This is a genomic window from Methylobacterium sp. D54C, assembly GCF_053345595.1.
Genome location: NZ_JBKFAK010000009.1, coordinates 63,696 through 80,255 on the forward strand (window position 1 = coordinate 63,696; position 16,560 = coordinate 80,255).

Genomic DNA, 16,560 nt, shown 5'->3' on the forward strand with positions numbered 1-16,560 from the left:
CCGTCATCGCGAGCGGAGCGAAGCGACCCAGAGCGGCGGGACGCCGGCGCGCGCGGCGCTGCTGGGTTGCTTCGCTCCGCTCGCAAAGACGGTGGGACGGGCCCGCGAAGATTCGCGCGTCCCGGCCTCCAGGGACTCAGCGCGCCAGCGCCGCGCTCCGGCCCGAGGCGGCCGGCACCGCCTCCAGCGCCGCCAGGACCGTCCCCTCGGTGAGGATCTGCGGCAGCACCTGGGGCTCTCCCGTCCCGGTATAGAGCAGGTAGAGCGGGACGCCGCTGCGCCCGTGCTTCTCCAGGAGGCGGGTGATCTCGGGGTTCTGGTTGGTCCAGTCGCCCTTCATGTAGGTCACGCCGCGCTCGGCCATCGCGGCCCGCACGGCCTTCGTGTTGAGCGAGGTCGCCTCGTTGACCGCGCAGGTGATGCACCACGCGGCGGTCATGTCCACGAAGACGGGGCGGTGCGCGTCGAGCAGGGCGTCGAGGCGCGCCTGCGTGAACGGCTCGATCCCGTCGGCGGCGGCCTGCGCGGCCGGCGCGGCGCGATCCCGGGGCAGGGTGACGGCGAGGGCCCCAACGGCGATCAGCGCCAGCGCGGCGGCGGCCTGCGCGACCCGGCCGGCCCGCGGCGGGGCGGCGCGGCCGTGCTCCCAGGCCCAGGCGGCGAAGCCCACGAGGACGAGGCCGATCAGCGCCGCCAGCAGCCCGCGCGGGTCGACCTGCTGCGCCAGCACCCAGATCAGCCACGCCACGGTGGCGTAGACCGGGAAGGCCAGCACCTGCTTGAGGGTCTCCATCCAGGCGCCCGGCCGCGGCAGCGCCCGCAGGGCCGGCGGCCAGAGGGTCAGGAGCAGGAAGGGCAGGGCGAGGCCGAGGCCGAGGCTCGCGAAGACGGCGAGCGCCACGCCGGCGCTCTGGGTCAGCGCGAAGCCCACCGCCGAGCCCATGAACGGCGCCGTGCAGGGCGTCGCCACCAGGGTCGCGAGCACGCCGGTGAAGAACGAGCCGCTCAGGCCGCCGCGCCGGGTGAGGCCGTCGCCGAGGCCGGCGAGCCGGCCGCCGACATGGACCGCGCCCGAGAGGCTCAGGCCCATCGCGAACAGCAGGTAGGCGAGCCCCGCCACGATGGCGGGCGACTGGAGCTGGAACCCCCAGCCGATCGCGGCCCCGCCGCTCTTCAGGCCGATCAGCGCGGCGGCGAGCGCCAGGAAGCTCGCCAGGACGCCGGCCGTGTAGGCGAGGCCGTGGAGCCGCAGCCGGGCCGGCCCCTCGCCCGCGTGCCGCACGAGGCCGAGCACCTTGATCGACAGGACCGGGAAGACGCAGGGCATCAGGTTGAGGATCAGGCCGCCGAGGAAGGCGAAGGCCGCGGCGGTCGCCAGCGTCAGCGCGTCGAAGTCGGCGGTGGCCGGCGCGGTCGCGGGCGGCGCGGTCGCGGCCGCCGCCGCGGCGGCCGGGAGCACCGGCTCGTCGCCGTACGCGAAGGCGAGCCGGCGGGTCCCGGCGGCGTCGACCTCCTCGACCGTCAGGACGCCGGGCAGCGCGGCGGGCACTGGGTCGGTCGGGCTGCTCCGGGCGAGGGTCAGGTGCAGGCCGGTCCCGTCGACGCTCATCACCTGCGCGGCGGCGTTGTCGATCGCCGTCTCGGCGTAGGGGAAGTACGCGGCGTTCCGGACCGCCTCGGGCTTGAGGCCGGCCGCGGCGAAATCGAGGCGCAGGGTGTCGCCCTGGCTCGACAGGCTCAGGGGCCAGAGCGCCGGCACGGGGAGCGCGGCGCGGGCGCGCGCGAACAGCGCGGCGTTGGCCGGGTCCGGCTCGGCCTTGCCGACCGGCAGGGTCAGGGCGAGATCGGCCGAGCCGGGCACGCACTCGGTCTCGCAGACGAGGTAAGTCAGCTTGGCCTGGATCCGCACCGGGTCGGCCGGGTCGAGGCTCGGCGGCGGCGTCACCGGGACGAGGAGCGTGACCTCGCCCTCGTAGCCGTAGTTCATGAGGGTCGCGATCGGGATGCGCTCCGGCGCCGGCCACCGGATCGCGCCGGCGCTGAAGCCGGCCGGCAGGGTCCAGGTCACCTCCGGGGGCAGGCCGGAATCGCCCGGGTTGCGCCAGTAGACGTGCCAGCCGGGCTTGACCTGCATCCGCACCGCCAGCGTGAAGGGCTGCGCGCCGGCGACGGCGGCGGGCTCGGCCACGAGGCTCGCGCGCACGAGGTCCGCGGGCGTGCGGAAGCCCTGCGGGACCCCCTGTGCCGCGGCGGCCGAGAGGCCCGCGGCGAGGGCCAGGATCAGGAGGGCGAGGCGGCGGATCATGCTGTCCCTTCGCGCGCGGGGCGGTCGCGGTTTCACGCGCGGCGTGTCGGGCTCGGCGCGGGCGTTTCCATGGCGTCCGGTCTTACCATGGCGTCGGGTCTTACCATGGACCGCGTCCGGGATCCCCTGCGGCCGGCTCACCCCTCGAGCGGCGCCGTCGCCCGCTCGAGCCAGTCGCGCGTCGCGGTGTCGAGCCAGGGCGCCAGGGTCTCGCGGACCCTCGCATGATAGGCGTCGATCCAGGCCCGCTCCCCGGGCTCGAGCAGGTCCGGCCGGATCAGCCGGCGGTCGTAGGGAGCGAGCGTCAGCGTCTCGAAGCCGAGCATCGGGCGCTCCCCGCCCGCGATCGCGCGGGCCTCGACCAGGACGAGGTTCTCGATCCGGATGCCGTAGGCGCCGCGGGCGTAGTAGCCCGGCTCGTTCGACAGGATCATGCCGGGCTCGAGCGCCACCGTGCCGGTCTTGGCGATCCGCTGCGGCCCCTCGTGAACCGACAGGAAGGCGCCGACGCCGTGACCGGTGCCGTGGTCGAAGTCGAGGCCCGCCTGCCAGAGCGGTGCCCGCGCGAAGGCGTCGATCTGGGCGCCGGTCGTGCCGACCGGGAACACCGCCCGGGCGATGGCGACGTGCCCCTTCAGCACCCGCGTGAACCGGTCGCGCATCTCCGGGCTCGGCGCGCCGACCGCGACCGTCCGGGTGATATCGGTGGTGCCGTCCGGGTACTGCGCTCCCGAATCGATCAGGAACAGCTCGCCCGACTGGACCGCCCGGTCCGTGGCGCGGCTCACCCGGTAGTGGACGATCGCGCCGTTCGGTCCGGAACCCGAGATCGTGGGGAACGAGACCTCGCGCAGGTCGCCGCCGGCGGCCCGGAAATCTTCCAGGGCCTCGACGGCGGCGATCTCGGTGAGGCCGCCGGCCACGGCCGCACCGTCGAGCCAGGCGAGGAAGCGCGCGACGCTCGCCCCGTCCCGGACATGGGCCGCGCGGGCGCCCGCGATCTCGGCGGCGTTCTTGACCGCCTTCATGCCGGTGATCGGGTCCTTGCCGACATCGGCCGTGCCGCCGGCGGCCTCGATCTTCTCCTTCAGGGCGACGGCGCCGGTCGCGGCGTCGAGGCGGACGCGCACGCCCGCCAGGGATGCCAACCCGTCGTCCAGGTCCGCCCGCGGCAGGATCTCGGCGATCGGCGCGAGTTCCGCCCGCAGGGCCGGATCGACGTTCGGAGAGACGAGGTACAGCCGGGCCCGTCCCTCGCGCGGCAGGATGGCGTAACCCAGCGCCAGGGGCGTGTGGGCGACGTCGGACCCGCGCAGGTTGAAGGCCCAGGCCAGGTTGTGCGGGTCGGAGATCACCAGGGCATCGCAGCCACCCTCGGCGAGCGCCGCCCGGATCCGGCCGAGCTTGTCGGCGGCCCCCTCGCCGCACAGCGCGTCGGGATGGACCACCACCGGACCGGCCGGCGGCCGCGGCCGACCGGCCCAGACCGCGTCGACGAGGTTCGGCACCGCCCGCATGGTCCCGCCGGCGCGGGTCACGGCCCGCTCCAGGCGCGCTAGACCGTCCGGGGTGTGCAGCCAGGGATCGTAGCCGAGCACCTGATCCCGCCGCAGGTTGGCTCCGACCCAGACCTCCGGCGTCGATTCGGCAAGCGGCACCACCGTGACGAGGCCGGTATCGACCTGCTCGGGCGCCTGCAGGGTGTAGCGCCCGTCGACGACCAGCGCCGCGGAATCCATCAGGATCACGGCCGTGCCGGCCGAGCCGGTGAAGCCGGTGAGCCAGGCCAGCCGCTCGGCGTCGGCGGGAACGTATTCCGACTGGTGCTCGTCGGCCCGCGGCACGACGAAGCCGTCGAGTCCGGTCTCGCACAGCGCCGCCCGGAGGGCCTCGATCCGCTCGGCGCCCTTCCGGTGGCTCGGGTCGTCGAAGCTCTGGAAGCGCTGGCGCTGTCGGGACGGACGGGTCTCGGTCATGCGGCGAGCCTAGCGCCCGCCGCTCCCGCGTCGCAACACCCTGTTGTCATGAGAAAGAGGTTGGTCGGAGGTCGGTTGCGGTGCTTAAAGATCGTTAGCAATCTTATCACGCCGCGGATTCTCGCTTATTACTCAGACATGCCACGCCGCGTTTACTACCGGATCAGCGACAGACCCGACGGCCGCTTCGACGCCGTCGTGACGATCGAGCCCGACACGGTCGTCCGCCGCGACGGCTTCGATTCGCTCGCCGAACTCGAAGAGTGGATCGACGGCCTGCGCGCGCTGATGGCGGCGCTCGGCGCGCCGGTGTCGCAGGCGGACGCACCGGGGTCGCCGGCCGAGACCGCGGGCGCGCCGGACCGGCCGGGCCGGCTGCGCACCGCGCGCTGATCAGCCGTTCGTGATCGGCAGGTCCGGCGCCCGGTCCGCGGGTGCCCCATCGTAGCCCTCGAGCCAGGCCCGGCGCGCGGGCGAGTCGGCCGGATAGGGGCAGGCATCCTTGGGCCGCCCCTGCGCCCGAGCGCGGGCGCCCTCGGCGATGGGGTCCGCGGGCGGATCGTGGAGCGGCGTCTGGCTCATGGCCGGACAACACGCCGGCGGACGGGGAGTTCGGGGCGATCCCGCGCCGGTCAGCGCCGCGGACGCGGCGCCGCGCCGCCGCGCATCAGGACCAGGGCGACCCATCCCTCGATCACGCCGCGGCGCACGAGGGAGAAACCCTGGGGGCGGTAGGCGGAGAGCACGCCCGGCACGTCGCGCTCGATCAGGCCGGACAGGACCAGCACGCCCTCGGTGGCGACGACCCGCGCCAGGGTCGGCGCCAGGAGCCTGAGTGGCCGGGCCAGGATGTTGGCGAAGACGAGATCGAAATGGCGCGGCCGGTCGGCGAGGCGGTGGCGGACCCCGGGCCCCTCGTAGAGCTTGAGATAGGGGCCGAGCCCGTTGGCGCGGGCGTTCTCGCGGGCCGTGCGCACGGCCTCCGCGTCCAGGTCGCCGGCCACCACGGGCTGCCGCAGGGCCTTGGCGGCCGCGAAGGCGAGGATCCCGGTTCCCGTGCCGACATCGAGGACGTGGACCGGGCGCCGGCGCTTGAGTTCCGAGACCAGGGCGCGGAGGCAGCCCAGCGTCGTTCCGTGATGCCCGGTCCCGAAGGCGAGGGCGGCCTCGATCTCGATGGCCAGATCGTTGCCCCGGACCGAATCGCGGTCGTGCGAGCCGTGGACGAGGAACCGGCCGGCCCGGACCGGCTTCAGGCCCTCCAGCGACGCGCGCACCCAGTCCTGCTGGTCGATCGTGCGGAACTCCGCCGCGTCGGCCGCGTCGCCGATGACCGGGCGGATCAGTTCGCGGACGTAATCCTCGTCGGGCGCGTCCGCGAAGTAGGCCTCCAGGCGCCACGTGCGCCCGTCCTCGTCCTCGAAGGCCGCCACCGCGGTCTCCGTGGGATCGAACATCTCGCCGAGGAGGTCGGTCATCGCGCGGGCCGAGCGTTCGTCGGTCAGCAGACGCAGGACGTGGGACGGGCGATGGGGCGGCAGGCCTTCGAGCATGGTGCCCGGCTGTAACGCCGGGGCGCGCCGCAGCCCAGGGGCTGGCGCGAAAAAATCCGGGCTCGGCAAGGGTGGGGCCGCGGGGCGGGGCGGCGGAGCGGACCGGCGGCCCCGCCCGTTGTTGCCGGACGGTCACAAGCGCCAATACTTATCTTCTGCGCGACTCAAATCAGTGTCCACAGCCATCGCGTGTGCTTAAACAATCTCGGCTTACCCAAGGCCGGACCCTCAACTCGGGCGCGCCGCACTTCCCGGTGCGGCGCGCCTGTTTTGACAGACGATCGTGCTGCCATGACCGCGCCTCTCCTCATCAGCGTCGCCTTCGCGGCCGTGACCGCGGGCGCCGCCACGCTCTGGGCCTTGCTGGTCGCGAACGGCATGAACGGCATGCCGGAGGCGCGCCCGACCGAGCGGCACGACATCCGGACCTGGTGACGGCGCGGCACCGATTCGCGCGAGCGGGCGCCCAGGAATGAGGCAGGTTGTTCGCGCGTTAACCAAATGATGTACGGCAGCTGCGGAACTGGCCGACTTGCGCGGCGTTTTTGCCGGCTTTTTACGTGAATCACGATTGAGCAGGGTGCGTACAGCGTGACCAAGTCCCGGCGTTCCGGCCCCCGCGGGCCCGTGGTCGTCAACGGCGCGGCCGTGCCTGCCCGACCACGCGAGCGGATCTTCGGCGGTCCCGCACCGGACGGGCCGCTCCCGGGCCATCTCCTCGTCCTGCTGAGCCGCCTCCACCGGGCCGAGGCCGAGCCCAAGGACCGGCCGGAGGCCAAGCTCGGCTGACGCGCGGTCACCCGGGTGGCCGGGCCTTGGCCGACCGCCCGCGCGCGCCTATGATCCCCGTCGTTCCCCGCCGTATATAGCGGGTCGCGACCGGAGAGATCTGCGTGATGCCCCTGACTCGACGGATCCTGGTCGCCTGCGCGCTCGCGGCGCTGGTCCTCGCGCCGACCGACAGGGCCGCGCGGGCGGACGAGCCGGTCGTCGTGTTCGCGGCCGCGAGCCTCAAGAACGCCCTCGACGACGCCGCGGCAGCCTGGACGAAGGCGACCGGCAAGACCGCGCGGATCTCCTACGCCGGCTCGAACGCCCTCGCGAAGCAGATCGAGGCGGGGGCGCCGGCGGACCTGTTCATCTCGGCCGACCTCGCGTGGATGGATTACGTCGACCGGGCCGGGCTGCTGAAGGCCGGCTCGCGGATCGACCTCCTGCGCAACGCCCTGGTGCTGATCGCCCCGGGGCCGAAGGACAGCGCCGCGGATCCGCAGGTGGCCCTGGCGCCGAACCTCGGCACCACGCTGACGCGGATGCTCGGCGGCGGGCGGCTGGCGATGGCGACGATCGACGCCGTTCCCGCCGGCAAGTACGGCAAGGCCGCCCTGGAGAAGCTCGGCGCCTGGGACGCCGTGAAGGGGCAGGTCGCCCAGGCCGAGAACGTGCGCGCCGCCCTCCTGCTGGTCGCCCGGGGCGAGGCGCCGCTCGGCATCGTCTACGCCACCGACGCGGCCGCGGACCCGAGCGTCCACGTGGTGGCGACCTTCCCGGCCGACAGCCACCCGCCGATCGTCTATCCGGCGGCGGTGACCCGGGAGTCGCGCAACCCGGATGCCGGGACGCTGCTCGGCTACCTGCGCGGCCCGGAGGCCCGGGGTTCCTTCGAGCGCCAGGGCTTCACGGTGGTCGCGCAGCCCGGTGCCAGCCAGTAGCGGCGCGCCGCCCCCTTGCTCGGGCTCACGCCGGACGAGTGGACCGCCGTCGGCCTGAGCCTGCGGGTGGCGACGGTGGCGACGCTCGCGAGCCTCGTGCCCGGCCTCGCCGTGGCGTGGCTGCTGGCGCGGCGCCGGTTTCCCGGCCGCGCCCTGCTGGACGGGCTGGTCCACCTGCCGCTGATCCTGCCCCCGGTCGTGACCGGCTACCTGCTGCTGCTGGCCTTCGGCCGGCGCGGCCCGCTCGGCGCGCCCCTCGCCGAGATCGGCGTGGTCTTCTCCTTCCGCTGGACCGGGGCGGCGCTGGCCTGCGCGGTGATGGGCTTCCCGCTCATGGTGCGGGCGATGCGGCTGTCGATCGAGGCCGTGGACCGGCGTCTGGAGCAGGCGGCCGGGACGCTGGGCGCGAACCCCTTCGCGGTGTTCCTGACGATCACGCTGCCCCTCAGCCTGCCCGGGTGCCTCGCGGGCGCCGTGCTGGCCTTCGCCAAGGCGATGGGGGAGTTCGGCGCGACCATCACGTTCGTCTCGAACATCCCGGGCGAGACCCAGACCCTGCCGTCGGCGATCTACACGCTGACGCAGGTTCCCGGCGGGGAGGGGCCGGCCCTGCGCCTCACCCTGATCTCGATCGCGATGTCGGTCGCGGCGCTGCTGGTGTCGGAATTCCTGGCGCGGCGGGCCGGTCGGCGCCTGGGGGCGGGCTGAATGGCGACCGATCCGGGGTGGGACGCCCGCTCAGGCATACGCGTAGGGTCCGCCCTGCTGCAGCGCCCTCTGGTAGGCCGGACGGGCGTGGATGCGCGCGAGCCAGTCCGCGACGCGCGGGCCCGCGCCCGTGCCGCGCGCCGCGAAGGCCTCCAGCGGGAAGCTCATCAGGATGTCGGCCGCGGTGAAATCGGCGCCGCAGAAATACGGGCGGCCGGCGAGTTCCGTCTCCCAGAAGGCCGCGTGCCGGCGCAGGTCCGGATCGACGAAGCCCCGCAGCACCGTGTCGGCGATCCGCCGGACGAGGGGCCGCAGCGGCCAGGGACTGCCCGGCGCCAGCCGCCCGAAGACCAGCTTCAGCAGCAGCGGCGGCATCGCCGAGCCCTCGGCGTAGTGCGACCAGTAGACGTAGCGCCGCCGCTCCTCCGTCCCGGGTACGGGCACCAGCCGCGCGCCGGCCAGATCCGTCAGGTAGGCGACGATCGCGCCGGTCTCGGCGACCACCGTCCCGCCGTCGGTGATCACCGGCGCCTTGCCCAGCGGGTGGACGGCCAGGAGCTCGGCGGGCGCGCGCAGGGTCCGCGGGTCGCGGGCGTGGCGGATCACGCGGTAGGGCAGCTCCAGTTCCTCCAGCAGCCAGAGCACGCGCTGCGAGCGGCTGTTCTCGAGGTGGTGGACCGTGATCATCGCGGGCAAGTCCGGGCCGGCGCCGGGACGCGCCGGGGCTCCTGTTACGCGAGTCTGTCCGCGTGAGCATCCAGGTCGACGTTCAGCTCCGGCGCGGCACCTTCGCGCTCGCGGCCGCCTTCAAGGCCGGGCCGGGGCTGACCGCCCTGTTCGGGCGCTCGGGCTCGGGGAAGACCACGCTGATCGACCTGATCGCCGGCCTCGCGCGGCCGGACCGGGGCCGGATCGTCGTCGGCGGCACCCCGTGGGTCGACACCGCGTCCGGCCTGGTGCTGCCGTCGCACCGGCGCCAGGTCGGCGTGGTGTTCCAGGACGCGCGGCTGTTCCCGCATCTCAGCGTCCGGACCAATCTCGGCTACGGCCGGGTCTTCGCGCGGCGCCGCGCCGACCCGGCGGCCTTCGCGGCCGTGACCGACATGCTCGGCATCGACCATCTCCTCGACCGGCGGCCCGCCGGTCTCTCGGGCGGCGAGCGCCAGCGGGTGGCGATCGGCCGAGCGTTGCTGGCGAGGCCGCGCCTCCTGCTGATGGACGAGCCCCTCGCGGCCCTGGACGAGGCCCGCAAGGCCGAGATCCTTCCCTACATCGAGCGCCTGCGCGACGAGGCCGGCGTGCCGATCCTCTACGTCAGCCACGCCGTCTCCGAGGTGGCCCGGCTCGCCAACACGGTGATCGTGCTGGAGGCCGGGCGGGTGGCCGCCGCCGGCCCCGCGGAGACGATCCTGCGCCGCGCCGATCTCGTGCCGATCCACGAGGCCGAGGCCGGCGCGCTCCTCGACATGGTCGTCGAGGCCCTCGACGCCGCCACCGGGCTCACGCGCCTGACGGGCGCCGCCGGGAGCCTGTTGGTGCCGGGCCTGTCGCGCCCGGCCGGGACGCGGCTGCGGGTGCGCATCCCCGCCCGCGACGTGCTCGTCGCCACCGAGCCTCCCCGCGGCCTCAGCGCCCGCAACGTGCTGGCCGGCCGGATCTGCGGCCTGACGGCCGCGGGCGCCGAGACGGCGGTGGAGATCGACTGCAACGGCGCCCGTCTCGTGGCGCGCGTGACCGGCGCGGCCGTCCGCGAACTCGGCCTCGCCCCGGGGCGCGAGGTCCACGCCATCGTCAAGAGCGCGTCCTTCGATCCGGCGGGGATCGGCCTGCTGCGGCCGCCGCGGGCGATCTGAGACCGCGACGCGGCTCGGTGCGACGAGCCGGTCGAGCCCGGGAGGCGCACCCGCGGCGCAGACCACTCGCTTTGGTTGTAAAATTGAGCATTAAAACAACCATTAGTTAGAACATCGCCGCCACGATGGATCGTGCAGTGGTCGTGCTGCGCGAGTCGCGGAGGGCGATGCGATGGGCATGCGGCGCTTGCGCCGGCGGAGTGCGCCGAACGGGTGGACCTGCCGGCGCGGCAGTTCCGCGGTGGAGTTCGCCCTCGTGGCGCCCGTGCTGTTCCTGCTCTTCGCCGGGATCGCGGTGTTCGGGATCTGCCTCGGCGCCGCCCACAACCTCCGCCAGATCGCCGCCGAGGCGGCCCGCGCCTCCGTGGCCGGCGTCACGGATGCCGAGCGCGCGAACCTCGCCCAGTCCATGGTGAACCGGAGCCTGAGCGCCGGCGCGATGTTCCGGCCGGGCAGCATCGTCGTGCAGGTCGGGCCGGATCCCAGCGACGCGACGGTGTACACGGTCACCGTCACCCTCGACGCCAACACGCTCGGCATCAACGCCTTCGCGCGCCTGCTGCCGATGCTCCCGACCGTGCTGCGCAGCACCGTCAGCGTCCGGAAGGGCGGCCTGTGACCGGCCGGGGCGGGCGCCTGCGCCGCTTCGGGGCCGCGCGCGGCGGCAACGTCGCGATCCTGGTGGCGCTCGGCAGCGCGATGCTGATGGGGGCGGGCGCGGTCGGGATCGATCTCGGCCTGGTCTTCCAGGCGCGGCGCAAGGCGCAGGGGGCGGTGGACATCGCCGCCATGCTGGCGGCCGTCGATCCGAGCCAGGCCGACACGGTCGCCCGCCGCTCCCTCGGCGACAACGGCTACGGCGCGGCGACCGCCACGGTCGCGCCCGGCAGCTACGACGCGAGCACCAAGGGCGTCGCCCCGGGCGGCCGGTTCAGCGCCGGCGGCAGCCCGGCGAACGCGGTGCGGGTCGGCCTCGCGACCTCGGTCCCGGTGACCTTCGGCCGGGCGATCGGCCTGCCCGCCGCGGTGCCGCTGCGGGTGACCGGCACCGCCGCGAGCGCGCAATTCGCCGCCTTCACGATCGGGTCCGGCACGCTGAAGCTCGACGGCGGCATCGCCAACGCCCTGCTCGGCGCGCTGCTCGGCGCCAAGCTGTCGCTCAGCGTCAGCGACTACGATGCCCTGGCCAGCGCCCGCGTCGACGGGCTGCGCGTCCTCGACGCCCTCGGGGCGAGCCTCAACATGCAGGCCGCGAACTACACCGACATCGTTCAGGCGAATGCCAGCGTCGGTCAGATGCTGATGGCGCTCCGGGTCGCCGCGGCGGACAACGGCAGCGCGGTGTCGGCCCTGTCGGGGATCCTCAACGCCCTGCCGAATGCCGGAAACCTCGTCGCGATCGGCCAGGTGGACGGGCTCGGCGACGCCGCCGCGCTGGCGCCGCCGCGGGGCTTCGCCGGCCCCTCGCTCAACGTGCTGAACCTGCTGGGCGCGGCCGCCTCCCTGGCGAACGGCCAGAATCAGGTGGCGATCGATCTCGGAGCCACGGTGCCCGGCCTGCTCTCGACCCGCCTGACCCTGGCGATCGGAGAGCGCAAGCGCAGCTCCGGCTGGGTCCGGCCGGGCAGCCGGAACGCCACCGTGCAGACGGCGCAGACCCGGCTGCTGATCGAGACCACCGTCACGGCGCTCGGGCTCGGAACCATCACCCTGCCGGTCTACGCGGAGGTGGCACCGGCGCAGGCGACCCTGCGGTCGCTCAGCTGCGCCGGGTCCGGCGGACGCAAGGTCACCCTCGACGCGCAGACGGGACTGGCGACGCTGGCGATCGCGCAGGTGCCGCGCACCGCAATCAACGGGGGCAGCGCGAGCCCCGACCTGTCGCAGCCCGCGCCCCTGGTCACGGTGCTCGGGATCACCGTCTCCGGGCGCGCCCTGGCGACGCTCGGCACCGGGTCGCAGACCCTCGTGTTCTCGGACGCGGACATCGCCAACCACACGGTGCGCACGGTCGCCTCGGGCAACCTGACCCAGTCGCTCACCGGCAGCCTGCTGCGCAATCTCGTGCTGAGCGTCGGCGATGTCGGCGTGCCGCCGCTGATCCAGTCGACCCTGACGACCGCCCTGGGCACCGTGACGCCGGGTGTCGACCTCGTGCTCGACACCGTCCTGCGCAGCCTCGGCCTGCGTCTGGGCTACGCCGACCTCGAGGTCGACGGCACCCTCTGCAACCAGGCCGTCCTGGTGCAGTGAGCCGGGCCGGACGGCCCGGCAGAGCCCCGACAGGACGCGGCAGCCCCGCTCAGTGGCCGCCGCGGCGCGCACCGGTCGTGGAGGCCTTGGCGATGCGCCGTCCGAGGTGCAGCAGCAGCATGTCGATCAGGAGTTGAAGCTCGGAATCCGCCACCCCCTCCAGGGCGTCGCGGCATTCGAGAGCGCGGTCGACCGCCTGGGTGAGCGCGTCCGCGGGCTCGGGCATCGCGCGCGTCGCCGACGGCTCGTCGGTCACGTCGATGATGACACCGTGCCCGAGGCGCCGGCTCGACGCGCCCGGCGGGATCCGGCCGCGATCGAGGATCCGGCGGACCTGCCCCGAGGGCGACAGCGTCCGGTACTCGGCCACGAACAGGCCGCCGCGCTCGCGCAGAGCCTTGAACTGCCGCACCACGGCCGGCCGATCCTCGGGATGGACGCAGGCCTTGGCGACCGAGAGCGGGAGGGGGCGCCCGGCGAGCCCGGCATCCCCGGCCAGCACCTCGGCGGCGCCGGCATCGAGGACGCACCGCTCGGCGCGCGGCGACCACGACCACGCGCCGATGATCCCGGAGGCGTCGAGGGCGGCCGAGAGGTCGACCGGCCGAGGGCGGGGGCCCTGGATTGCGTCGGCCATCATGGGCGAACTCCGGTTCCAGCGCGCACCGTGCCCGCCTTCGTCGGAGACATACAACCGTTGATGGAATTAATGAGCAGTTAACTCAACTCGATAGCCCGTGAAGCATCAACGGCATTCCCCTGCGCGGACGGCGGAATCCCGATCGTCGGGCCGCCGGGCCGCGCCGATCGGGGCCGGGATCGACCCGCTCAGGTTGCAATCGCGGTCGCGCCTCAGCCGAGCTGCGTGAGCAGCGTGAAGGCGCCGAAAATCAGGACCGCCCCCACCGAGGCGGCGAGCAGGATGAGCGCCGCGCGCGATTCCCGCATCTCCGGTGACATGGCGCCCTCCCTTCGCGGCCCGCGTTGGCTCGCGGGCGAGTTCCGTCAGGATTCGCACCGGCCGGCCGCGCTGTCGACGGCCGGACGGGCTCGCGCGGCGACATCGCCCGCCATCCGGAAAGTCCCGGAGGGCGGGCACGGCGCCCGGCGTCAGGCCGCGGTGCGGCGCTCGACCATCCGCGCCAGGAAGGCGCTGCCGATCGGGATGATCGAGTCGTCGAAGTTGTAGCCGGCATTGTGCAGGCCGGGCCCCGGATTGGCGCCGAGCCAGACATAGGCGCCGGGGACCGCCATGGTCATGTCGGCGAAGTCCTCGCTGCCCATCTTGGGCACGACGTTCGACTCGACCTTGTCGGCGCCCAGGAGCTCGGTGGCGACCTCCGTGGCGGCGGCCGCCTGCGCGGGGGCGTTCTCCAGGACGGAGAACACGTCCTGCAGGTCGACCGTGACCTCGGCGCCGTAGGCCGCGCCGAAGCCGGCCGCCAGCTCGCGCATGCGGGTTCCGGCGAGCGCCCGGATCTCCTTGTCGAAGGTGCGGATCGTGCCGGCGAGATGGGCCGTCTCGGGGATCACGTTGTAGGCGGAGCCCGCCTCGATCCGGGTGATCGACAGCACGATGGACTTCAGCGGGTCGGCGTTGCGCGACACGATCGACTGGAGCGCCTGGGCGAGGCCGGTGGCGATGATGATCGGGTCGACGCCCCGGTGCGGCTGGGCGGCGTGGATGCCCTTGCCGCGGATGTGGATGTCGAAGAAGTCCGCCGCCGCCATGATCGGCCCCGGCCGGAGCTTGATCATGCCGTGGCCGCCGCCGGGCTGGTTGTGCAGGCCGTAGATCTCGTCGCAGGGGAAGCGCTCGAACAGGCCGTCCTTCAGCATGGCCCGGGCGCCGCCGCGGCCCTCCTCGGCCGGCTGGAACACGAACACCGCGGTGCCGTCGAAATCGCGGGTCTCGGCGAGGTAGCGCGCCGCGCCCACCAGCATGGTCGTGTGCCCGTCATGGCCGCAGGCGTGCATCTTGCCCGCGTAGGTCGAGCGGTAGGGGAGGTTGGTCTCCTCCTCGATGGGCAGGGCGTCCATGTCGGCGCGCAGGCCGATGCGCTTGCCGTTGTCGGTGCGGCCCTTGAGCAGGCCCACCACCCCGGTGCCGCCGACGCCGCGATGCACCTCGCAGCCGAACGTCTCGAGGAGGTCGGCCACGATGCCGGCCGTCCGGACCTCCTCGAAGCCGAGCTCCGGATGGGCGTGCAGGTCGCGGCGCAGGGCCGTCAGCTCGTCGGCGTAGGTCTTGATGCGGTCGATCGGGCTCATGGCTCGGAACTCTCGGGGGGGGAGGTGGTGGACGACGCGGTTCGGGACGGTGTCGCGCCCGCGCAGGCGTCGCCCGCGTCCGCGCGCCGGAACGGCGTCAGCGTGTCGAGGACGTCGACCGCCTCGGCGACGTGGGCGCGCTCCCGCTGCAAGTAATCGGCCACCGCGCGGCGCAGCGCCGGGTCGGCGATGTCGTGGGCCGAGTGCATCAGGACCGGCCGGTAGCCGCGGGCGAGCTTGTGCTCGCCCTGGGCACCCGCCTCGACCCGCTTCAGGCCCCGGGCGATCGCGAAGTCGATCGCCTGATAGTAGCAGATCTCGAAATGCAGGAAGGGGTGGTCCTCGATGCAGCCCCAGTTGCGCCCGTAGAGCGCGGTATCGCCGATGAGGTTGATCGCCCCCGCGATGTAGGCGTCCCCGCGCTTCGCCATCACGAGGAGCACCCGGTCGGCCATGCGCTCGGACAGGAGCGAGAAGAACCGGCGGTTGAGGTAGGGCCGCCCCCACTTCCGCGAGCCCGTGTCCATGTAAAAGGCGTAGAACGCGTCCCAGTGGGCCTCGGTGATGGCCGCGCCGGTCAGGTGCTCCACGGTGATGCCCGGCGCCAGGGCGTCGCGGCGCTCCTTGCGGATGGTCTTGCGCTTGCGGGAGGCGAGGGCGGACAGGAAGTCGTCGAAGGTCGCGTAGCCGTCGTTCTGCCAGTGGAATTGCTGGTCGGTGCGCTGCAGGAAGCCGGCCGCGCCGGCCCGCTCCCACTCCGACTCGCGCATGAAGGTGACGTGGATCGAGGAGGCCTTGGTCTCGCCCCGCAGGGCCCGCAGGCCCGCGACGAGGCCGGCCGTGGCCTCGTCGGGATCGGCCCCCGGCGCGATCAGGAAGCGCGGCCCGGTCACCGGCGTGAACGGCACGCTGACCTGGAGCTTGGGGTAGTAGGCGCCGCCGGCCCGCTCGTAGGCGTCGGCCCAGCCGTGGTCGAAGACGTACTCGCCCTGGCTGTGCGATTTCAGGTAGCAGGGCGCGACGCCGAGGCGGACGCCGTCGCGCTCGACCGAGACGTGGAGCGGCAGCCAGCCGGTCCTGCGCGAGACGCAGCCCGAATCCTCCAGCGCCGACAGGAAAGCGTGCGACAGGAAGGGGTTGTGGGTCTCGTCGCCCGCCGCCAGGGTCTCGGGCGAGAAGGCGCAGGCATCCCATTCCGCCGCGCCGATCTCCTTCAATCCGGGAAGCGCCCGCACGGTCAGTGCGGCGGTCTCCGGCGTCGGCCCGGGTGCTTGCTTCATGGGCCGGACTCTAGCCCCTGACCGGCCGGGGGCAAGCGGGCGGATGCGCGCGGCGACCATGGCAGCGTTGTCAGACGGCCGCCGACGTCACCCGCCCCGCGCCTTCGCGCGGCCTCCAGGACGGCGCGCGGCGACGCGCGCGCGCTCCGAACCGGACGGCGCCGTCGCGGCCCGCGCTCACTCGCCGAGGCGGCCGACGCACGACACGTCGTCCGCCTTGCAGTCGAGGTAACCCTTCAGGACCTTGATCCGCGCGTCGGTCAACCCCTTCAGGCAGCCGTTGTACTCCATCGCGTAGGCCGAGCCCCCGTCGAGGCCCATGGTCTCGAGGAAGCAGGTCGCGTCCCGGTACGACAGCCAGGCCTTCTGGGCGCCCCGCAGGGCGTCCTTCGTCTTCGGGCCGATCTTCTTCGTCAGCTGCCCGTAGACGGCGTTCAGCGCCGTGTCGGCGGCCCGGTAATCGGCAGCCGCGCAGGCGTTGAGATCCGCCTGGGTCGTGCCCGCGCACGGGTCGGCCGCCGAAGCGGGCGCCGGGGAGAGCAGGGTCGCGGCGAGGGCGAGGCCCCCGCAGAGCCGCGCGAAGCGGGCGCGCGCGTCACTCGAAGCGGTCATGGCGATCTTGGTCGGACAGAATCGGACAGGGCGTAGG

Annotated in this window: 17 protein-coding genes; 8 read left to right on the top strand and 9 right to left on the bottom strand. The window is 73.8% G+C overall.

What is annotated here, in order from left to right; all coding sequences use genetic code 11:
• Positions 1-136: 136 nt before the first annotated feature.
• Entirely contained in the window at positions 137-2,305 is a 2,169-nt protein-coding gene (locus ACLBYB_RS18660) for a protein-disulfide reductase DsbD family protein (protein ID WP_447699643.1), read from the bottom strand.
• 137 nt (positions 2,306-2,442) lie between these two features.
• On the bottom strand, positions 2,443-4,281 hold the full coding sequence (locus ACLBYB_RS18665) for an aminopeptidase P family protein (RefSeq protein ID WP_447699644.1): 1,839 nt from the start codon (positions 4,279-4,281) through the stop codon (positions 2,443-2,445).
• A gap of 138 nt (positions 4,282-4,419) precedes the next feature.
• On the opposite strand from ACLBYB_RS18665, the gene ACLBYB_RS18670 reads away from it, so the two are divergent.
• On the top strand, positions 4,420-4,674 hold the full coding sequence (locus ACLBYB_RS18670; RefSeq protein ID WP_056534027.1) for a hypothetical protein: 255 nt from the start codon (positions 4,420-4,422) through the stop codon (positions 4,672-4,674).
• Here ACLBYB_RS18670 and rmf read toward each other — a convergent pair whose 3' ends face one another.
• Positions 4,675-4,863 carry a ribosome modulation factor gene (gene rmf / locus ACLBYB_RS18675; protein WP_447699645.1) on the bottom strand — a complete coding sequence of 63 codons (189 nt, stop codon included), beginning with the start codon at positions 4,861-4,863 and terminating at the stop codon, positions 4,675-4,677.
• A 50-nt stretch (positions 4,864-4,913) separates the two neighbouring features.
• Positions 4,914-5,834: a 50S ribosomal protein L11 methyltransferase gene (locus ACLBYB_RS18680; RefSeq protein ID WP_447699646.1), complete on the bottom strand. Its 921-nt coding sequence runs from the start codon at positions 5,832-5,834 to the stop codon at positions 4,914-4,916.
• A gap of 291 nt (positions 5,835-6,125) precedes the next feature.
• On the opposite strand from ACLBYB_RS18680, the gene ACLBYB_RS18685 reads away from it, so the two are divergent.
• From ACLBYB_RS18685 to modB, 4 genes are all read left to right on the top strand, one after another.
• Positions 6,126-6,269 carry a hypothetical protein gene (locus ACLBYB_RS18685; RefSeq protein WP_020094149.1) on the top strand — a complete coding sequence of 48 codons (144 nt, stop codon included), beginning with the start codon at positions 6,126-6,128 and terminating at the stop codon, positions 6,267-6,269.
• A gap of 156 nt (positions 6,270-6,425) precedes the next feature.
• A complete protein-coding gene (locus tag ACLBYB_RS18690) occupies positions 6,426-6,623 on the top strand; it encodes a hypothetical protein (protein WP_026605083.1) in 198 nt (65 codons plus the stop codon).
• Positions 6,624-6,730: 107 nt separating this feature from the next.
• Positions 6,731-7,546 (top strand): molybdate ABC transporter substrate-binding protein, encoded by an 816-nt coding sequence (gene modA, locus ACLBYB_RS18695; RefSeq protein WP_447699647.1) that lies wholly within the window; start codon positions 6,731-6,733, stop codon positions 7,544-7,546.
• A gap of 15 nt (positions 7,547-7,561) precedes the next feature.
• Positions 7,562-8,254, top strand: a complete 693-nt coding sequence (gene modB / locus ACLBYB_RS18700; protein WP_447699648.1) for a molybdate ABC transporter permease subunit — start codon at positions 7,562-7,564, stop codon at positions 8,252-8,254.
• Positions 8,255-8,284: 30 nt separating this feature from the next.
• Here modB and ACLBYB_RS18705 read toward each other — a convergent pair whose 3' ends face one another.
• Positions 8,285-8,941 (bottom strand): glutathione S-transferase, encoded by a 657-nt coding sequence (locus ACLBYB_RS18705; protein WP_020094153.1) that lies wholly within the window; start codon positions 8,939-8,941, stop codon positions 8,285-8,287.
• A gap of 62 nt (positions 8,942-9,003) precedes the next feature.
• Here ACLBYB_RS18705 and modC point away from each other — a divergent pair, with 62 nt between their 5' ends.
• From modC to ACLBYB_RS18720, 3 genes are all read left to right on the top strand, one after another.
• Positions 9,004-10,107, top strand: a complete 1,104-nt coding sequence (modC, locus tag ACLBYB_RS18710; RefSeq protein WP_447699649.1) for a molybdenum ABC transporter ATP-binding protein — start codon at positions 9,004-9,006, stop codon at positions 10,105-10,107.
• A 241-nt stretch (positions 10,108-10,348) separates the two neighbouring features.
• Positions 10,349-10,726 (top strand): TadE/TadG family type IV pilus assembly protein, encoded by a 378-nt coding sequence (locus ACLBYB_RS18715; RefSeq protein ID WP_244539964.1) that lies wholly within the window; start codon positions 10,349-10,351, stop codon positions 10,724-10,726.
• Entirely contained in the window at positions 10,723-12,360 is a 1,638-nt protein-coding gene (locus tag ACLBYB_RS18720; protein ID WP_447699650.1) for a TadG family pilus assembly protein, read from the top strand. Before ACLBYB_RS18715 ends, ACLBYB_RS18720 begins: the two co-directional genes overlap by 4 nt.
• Positions 12,361-12,409: 49 nt before the next feature.
• Here ACLBYB_RS18720 and ACLBYB_RS18725 read toward each other — a convergent pair whose 3' ends face one another.
• From ACLBYB_RS18725 to ACLBYB_RS18740, 4 genes are all read right to left on the bottom strand, one after another.
• Positions 12,410-13,000: a PAS domain-containing protein gene (locus ACLBYB_RS18725; protein WP_020094157.1), complete on the bottom strand. Its 591-nt coding sequence runs from the start codon at positions 12,998-13,000 to the stop codon at positions 12,410-12,412.
• A gap of 470 nt (positions 13,001-13,470) precedes the next feature.
• Positions 13,471-14,631 (bottom strand): M20 aminoacylase family protein, encoded by a 1,161-nt coding sequence (locus ACLBYB_RS18730; protein ID WP_056534002.1) that lies wholly within the window; start codon positions 14,629-14,631, stop codon positions 13,471-13,473.
• Positions 14,628-15,911 (bottom strand): GNAT family N-acetyltransferase, encoded by a 1,284-nt coding sequence (locus ACLBYB_RS18735; protein ID WP_132367501.1) that lies wholly within the window; start codon positions 15,909-15,911, stop codon positions 14,628-14,630. The genes ACLBYB_RS18730 and ACLBYB_RS18735 overlap by 4 nt, the downstream gene beginning before the upstream one ends.
• Positions 15,912-16,088: 177 nt before the next feature.
• The gene (locus ACLBYB_RS18740; protein ID WP_447699651.1) at positions 16,089-16,523 is read right to left on the bottom strand and encodes a lysozyme inhibitor LprI family protein; all 435 of its coding nucleotides are present in this window, start codon (positions 16,521-16,523) and stop codon (positions 16,089-16,091) included.
• Positions 16,524-16,560 lie beyond the last annotated feature (37 nt).

Coding starts and splice junctions, on each gene's coding strand:
- ACLBYB_RS18660 (WP_447699643.1), bottom strand. CDS start 2,305: ATGATCCGCCGCCTCGCCCTCCTGATCCTGGCCCTCGCCGCGGGCCTC.
- ACLBYB_RS18665 (WP_447699644.1), bottom strand. CDS start 4,281: ATGACCGAGACCCGTCCGTCCCGACAGCGCCAGCGCTTCCAGAGCTTC.
- ACLBYB_RS18670 (WP_056534027.1), top strand. CDS start 4,420: ATGCCACGCCGCGTTTACTACCGGATCAGCGACAGACCCGACGGCCGC.
- rmf (WP_447699645.1), bottom strand. CDS start 4,863: ATGAGCCAGACGCCGCTCCACGATCCGCCCGCGGACCCCATCGCCGAG.
- ACLBYB_RS18680 (WP_447699646.1), bottom strand. CDS start 5,834: ATGCTCGAAGGCCTGCCGCCCCATCGCCCGTCCCACGTCCTGCGTCTG.
- ACLBYB_RS18685 (WP_020094149.1), top strand. CDS start 6,126: ATGACCGCGCCTCTCCTCATCAGCGTCGCCTTCGCGGCCGTGACCGCG.
- modA (WP_447699647.1), top strand. CDS start 6,731: ATGCCCCTGACTCGACGGATCCTGGTCGCCTGCGCGCTCGCGGCGCTG.
- ACLBYB_RS18705 (WP_020094153.1), bottom strand. CDS start 8,941: ATGATCACGGTCCACCACCTCGAGAACAGCCGCTCGCAGCGCGTGCTC.
- ACLBYB_RS18725 (WP_020094157.1), bottom strand. CDS start 13,000: ATGATGGCCGACGCAATCCAGGGCCCCCGCCCTCGGCCGGTCGACCTC.
- ACLBYB_RS18730 (WP_056534002.1), bottom strand. CDS start 14,631: ATGAGCCCGATCGACCGCATCAAGACCTACGCCGACGAGCTGACGGCC.
- ACLBYB_RS18735 (WP_132367501.1), bottom strand. CDS start 15,911: ATGAAGCAAGCACCCGGGCCGACGCCGGAGACCGCCGCACTGACCGTG.
- ACLBYB_RS18740 (WP_447699651.1), bottom strand. CDS start 16,523: ATGACCGCTTCGAGTGACGCGCGCGCCCGCTTCGCGCGGCTCTGCGGG.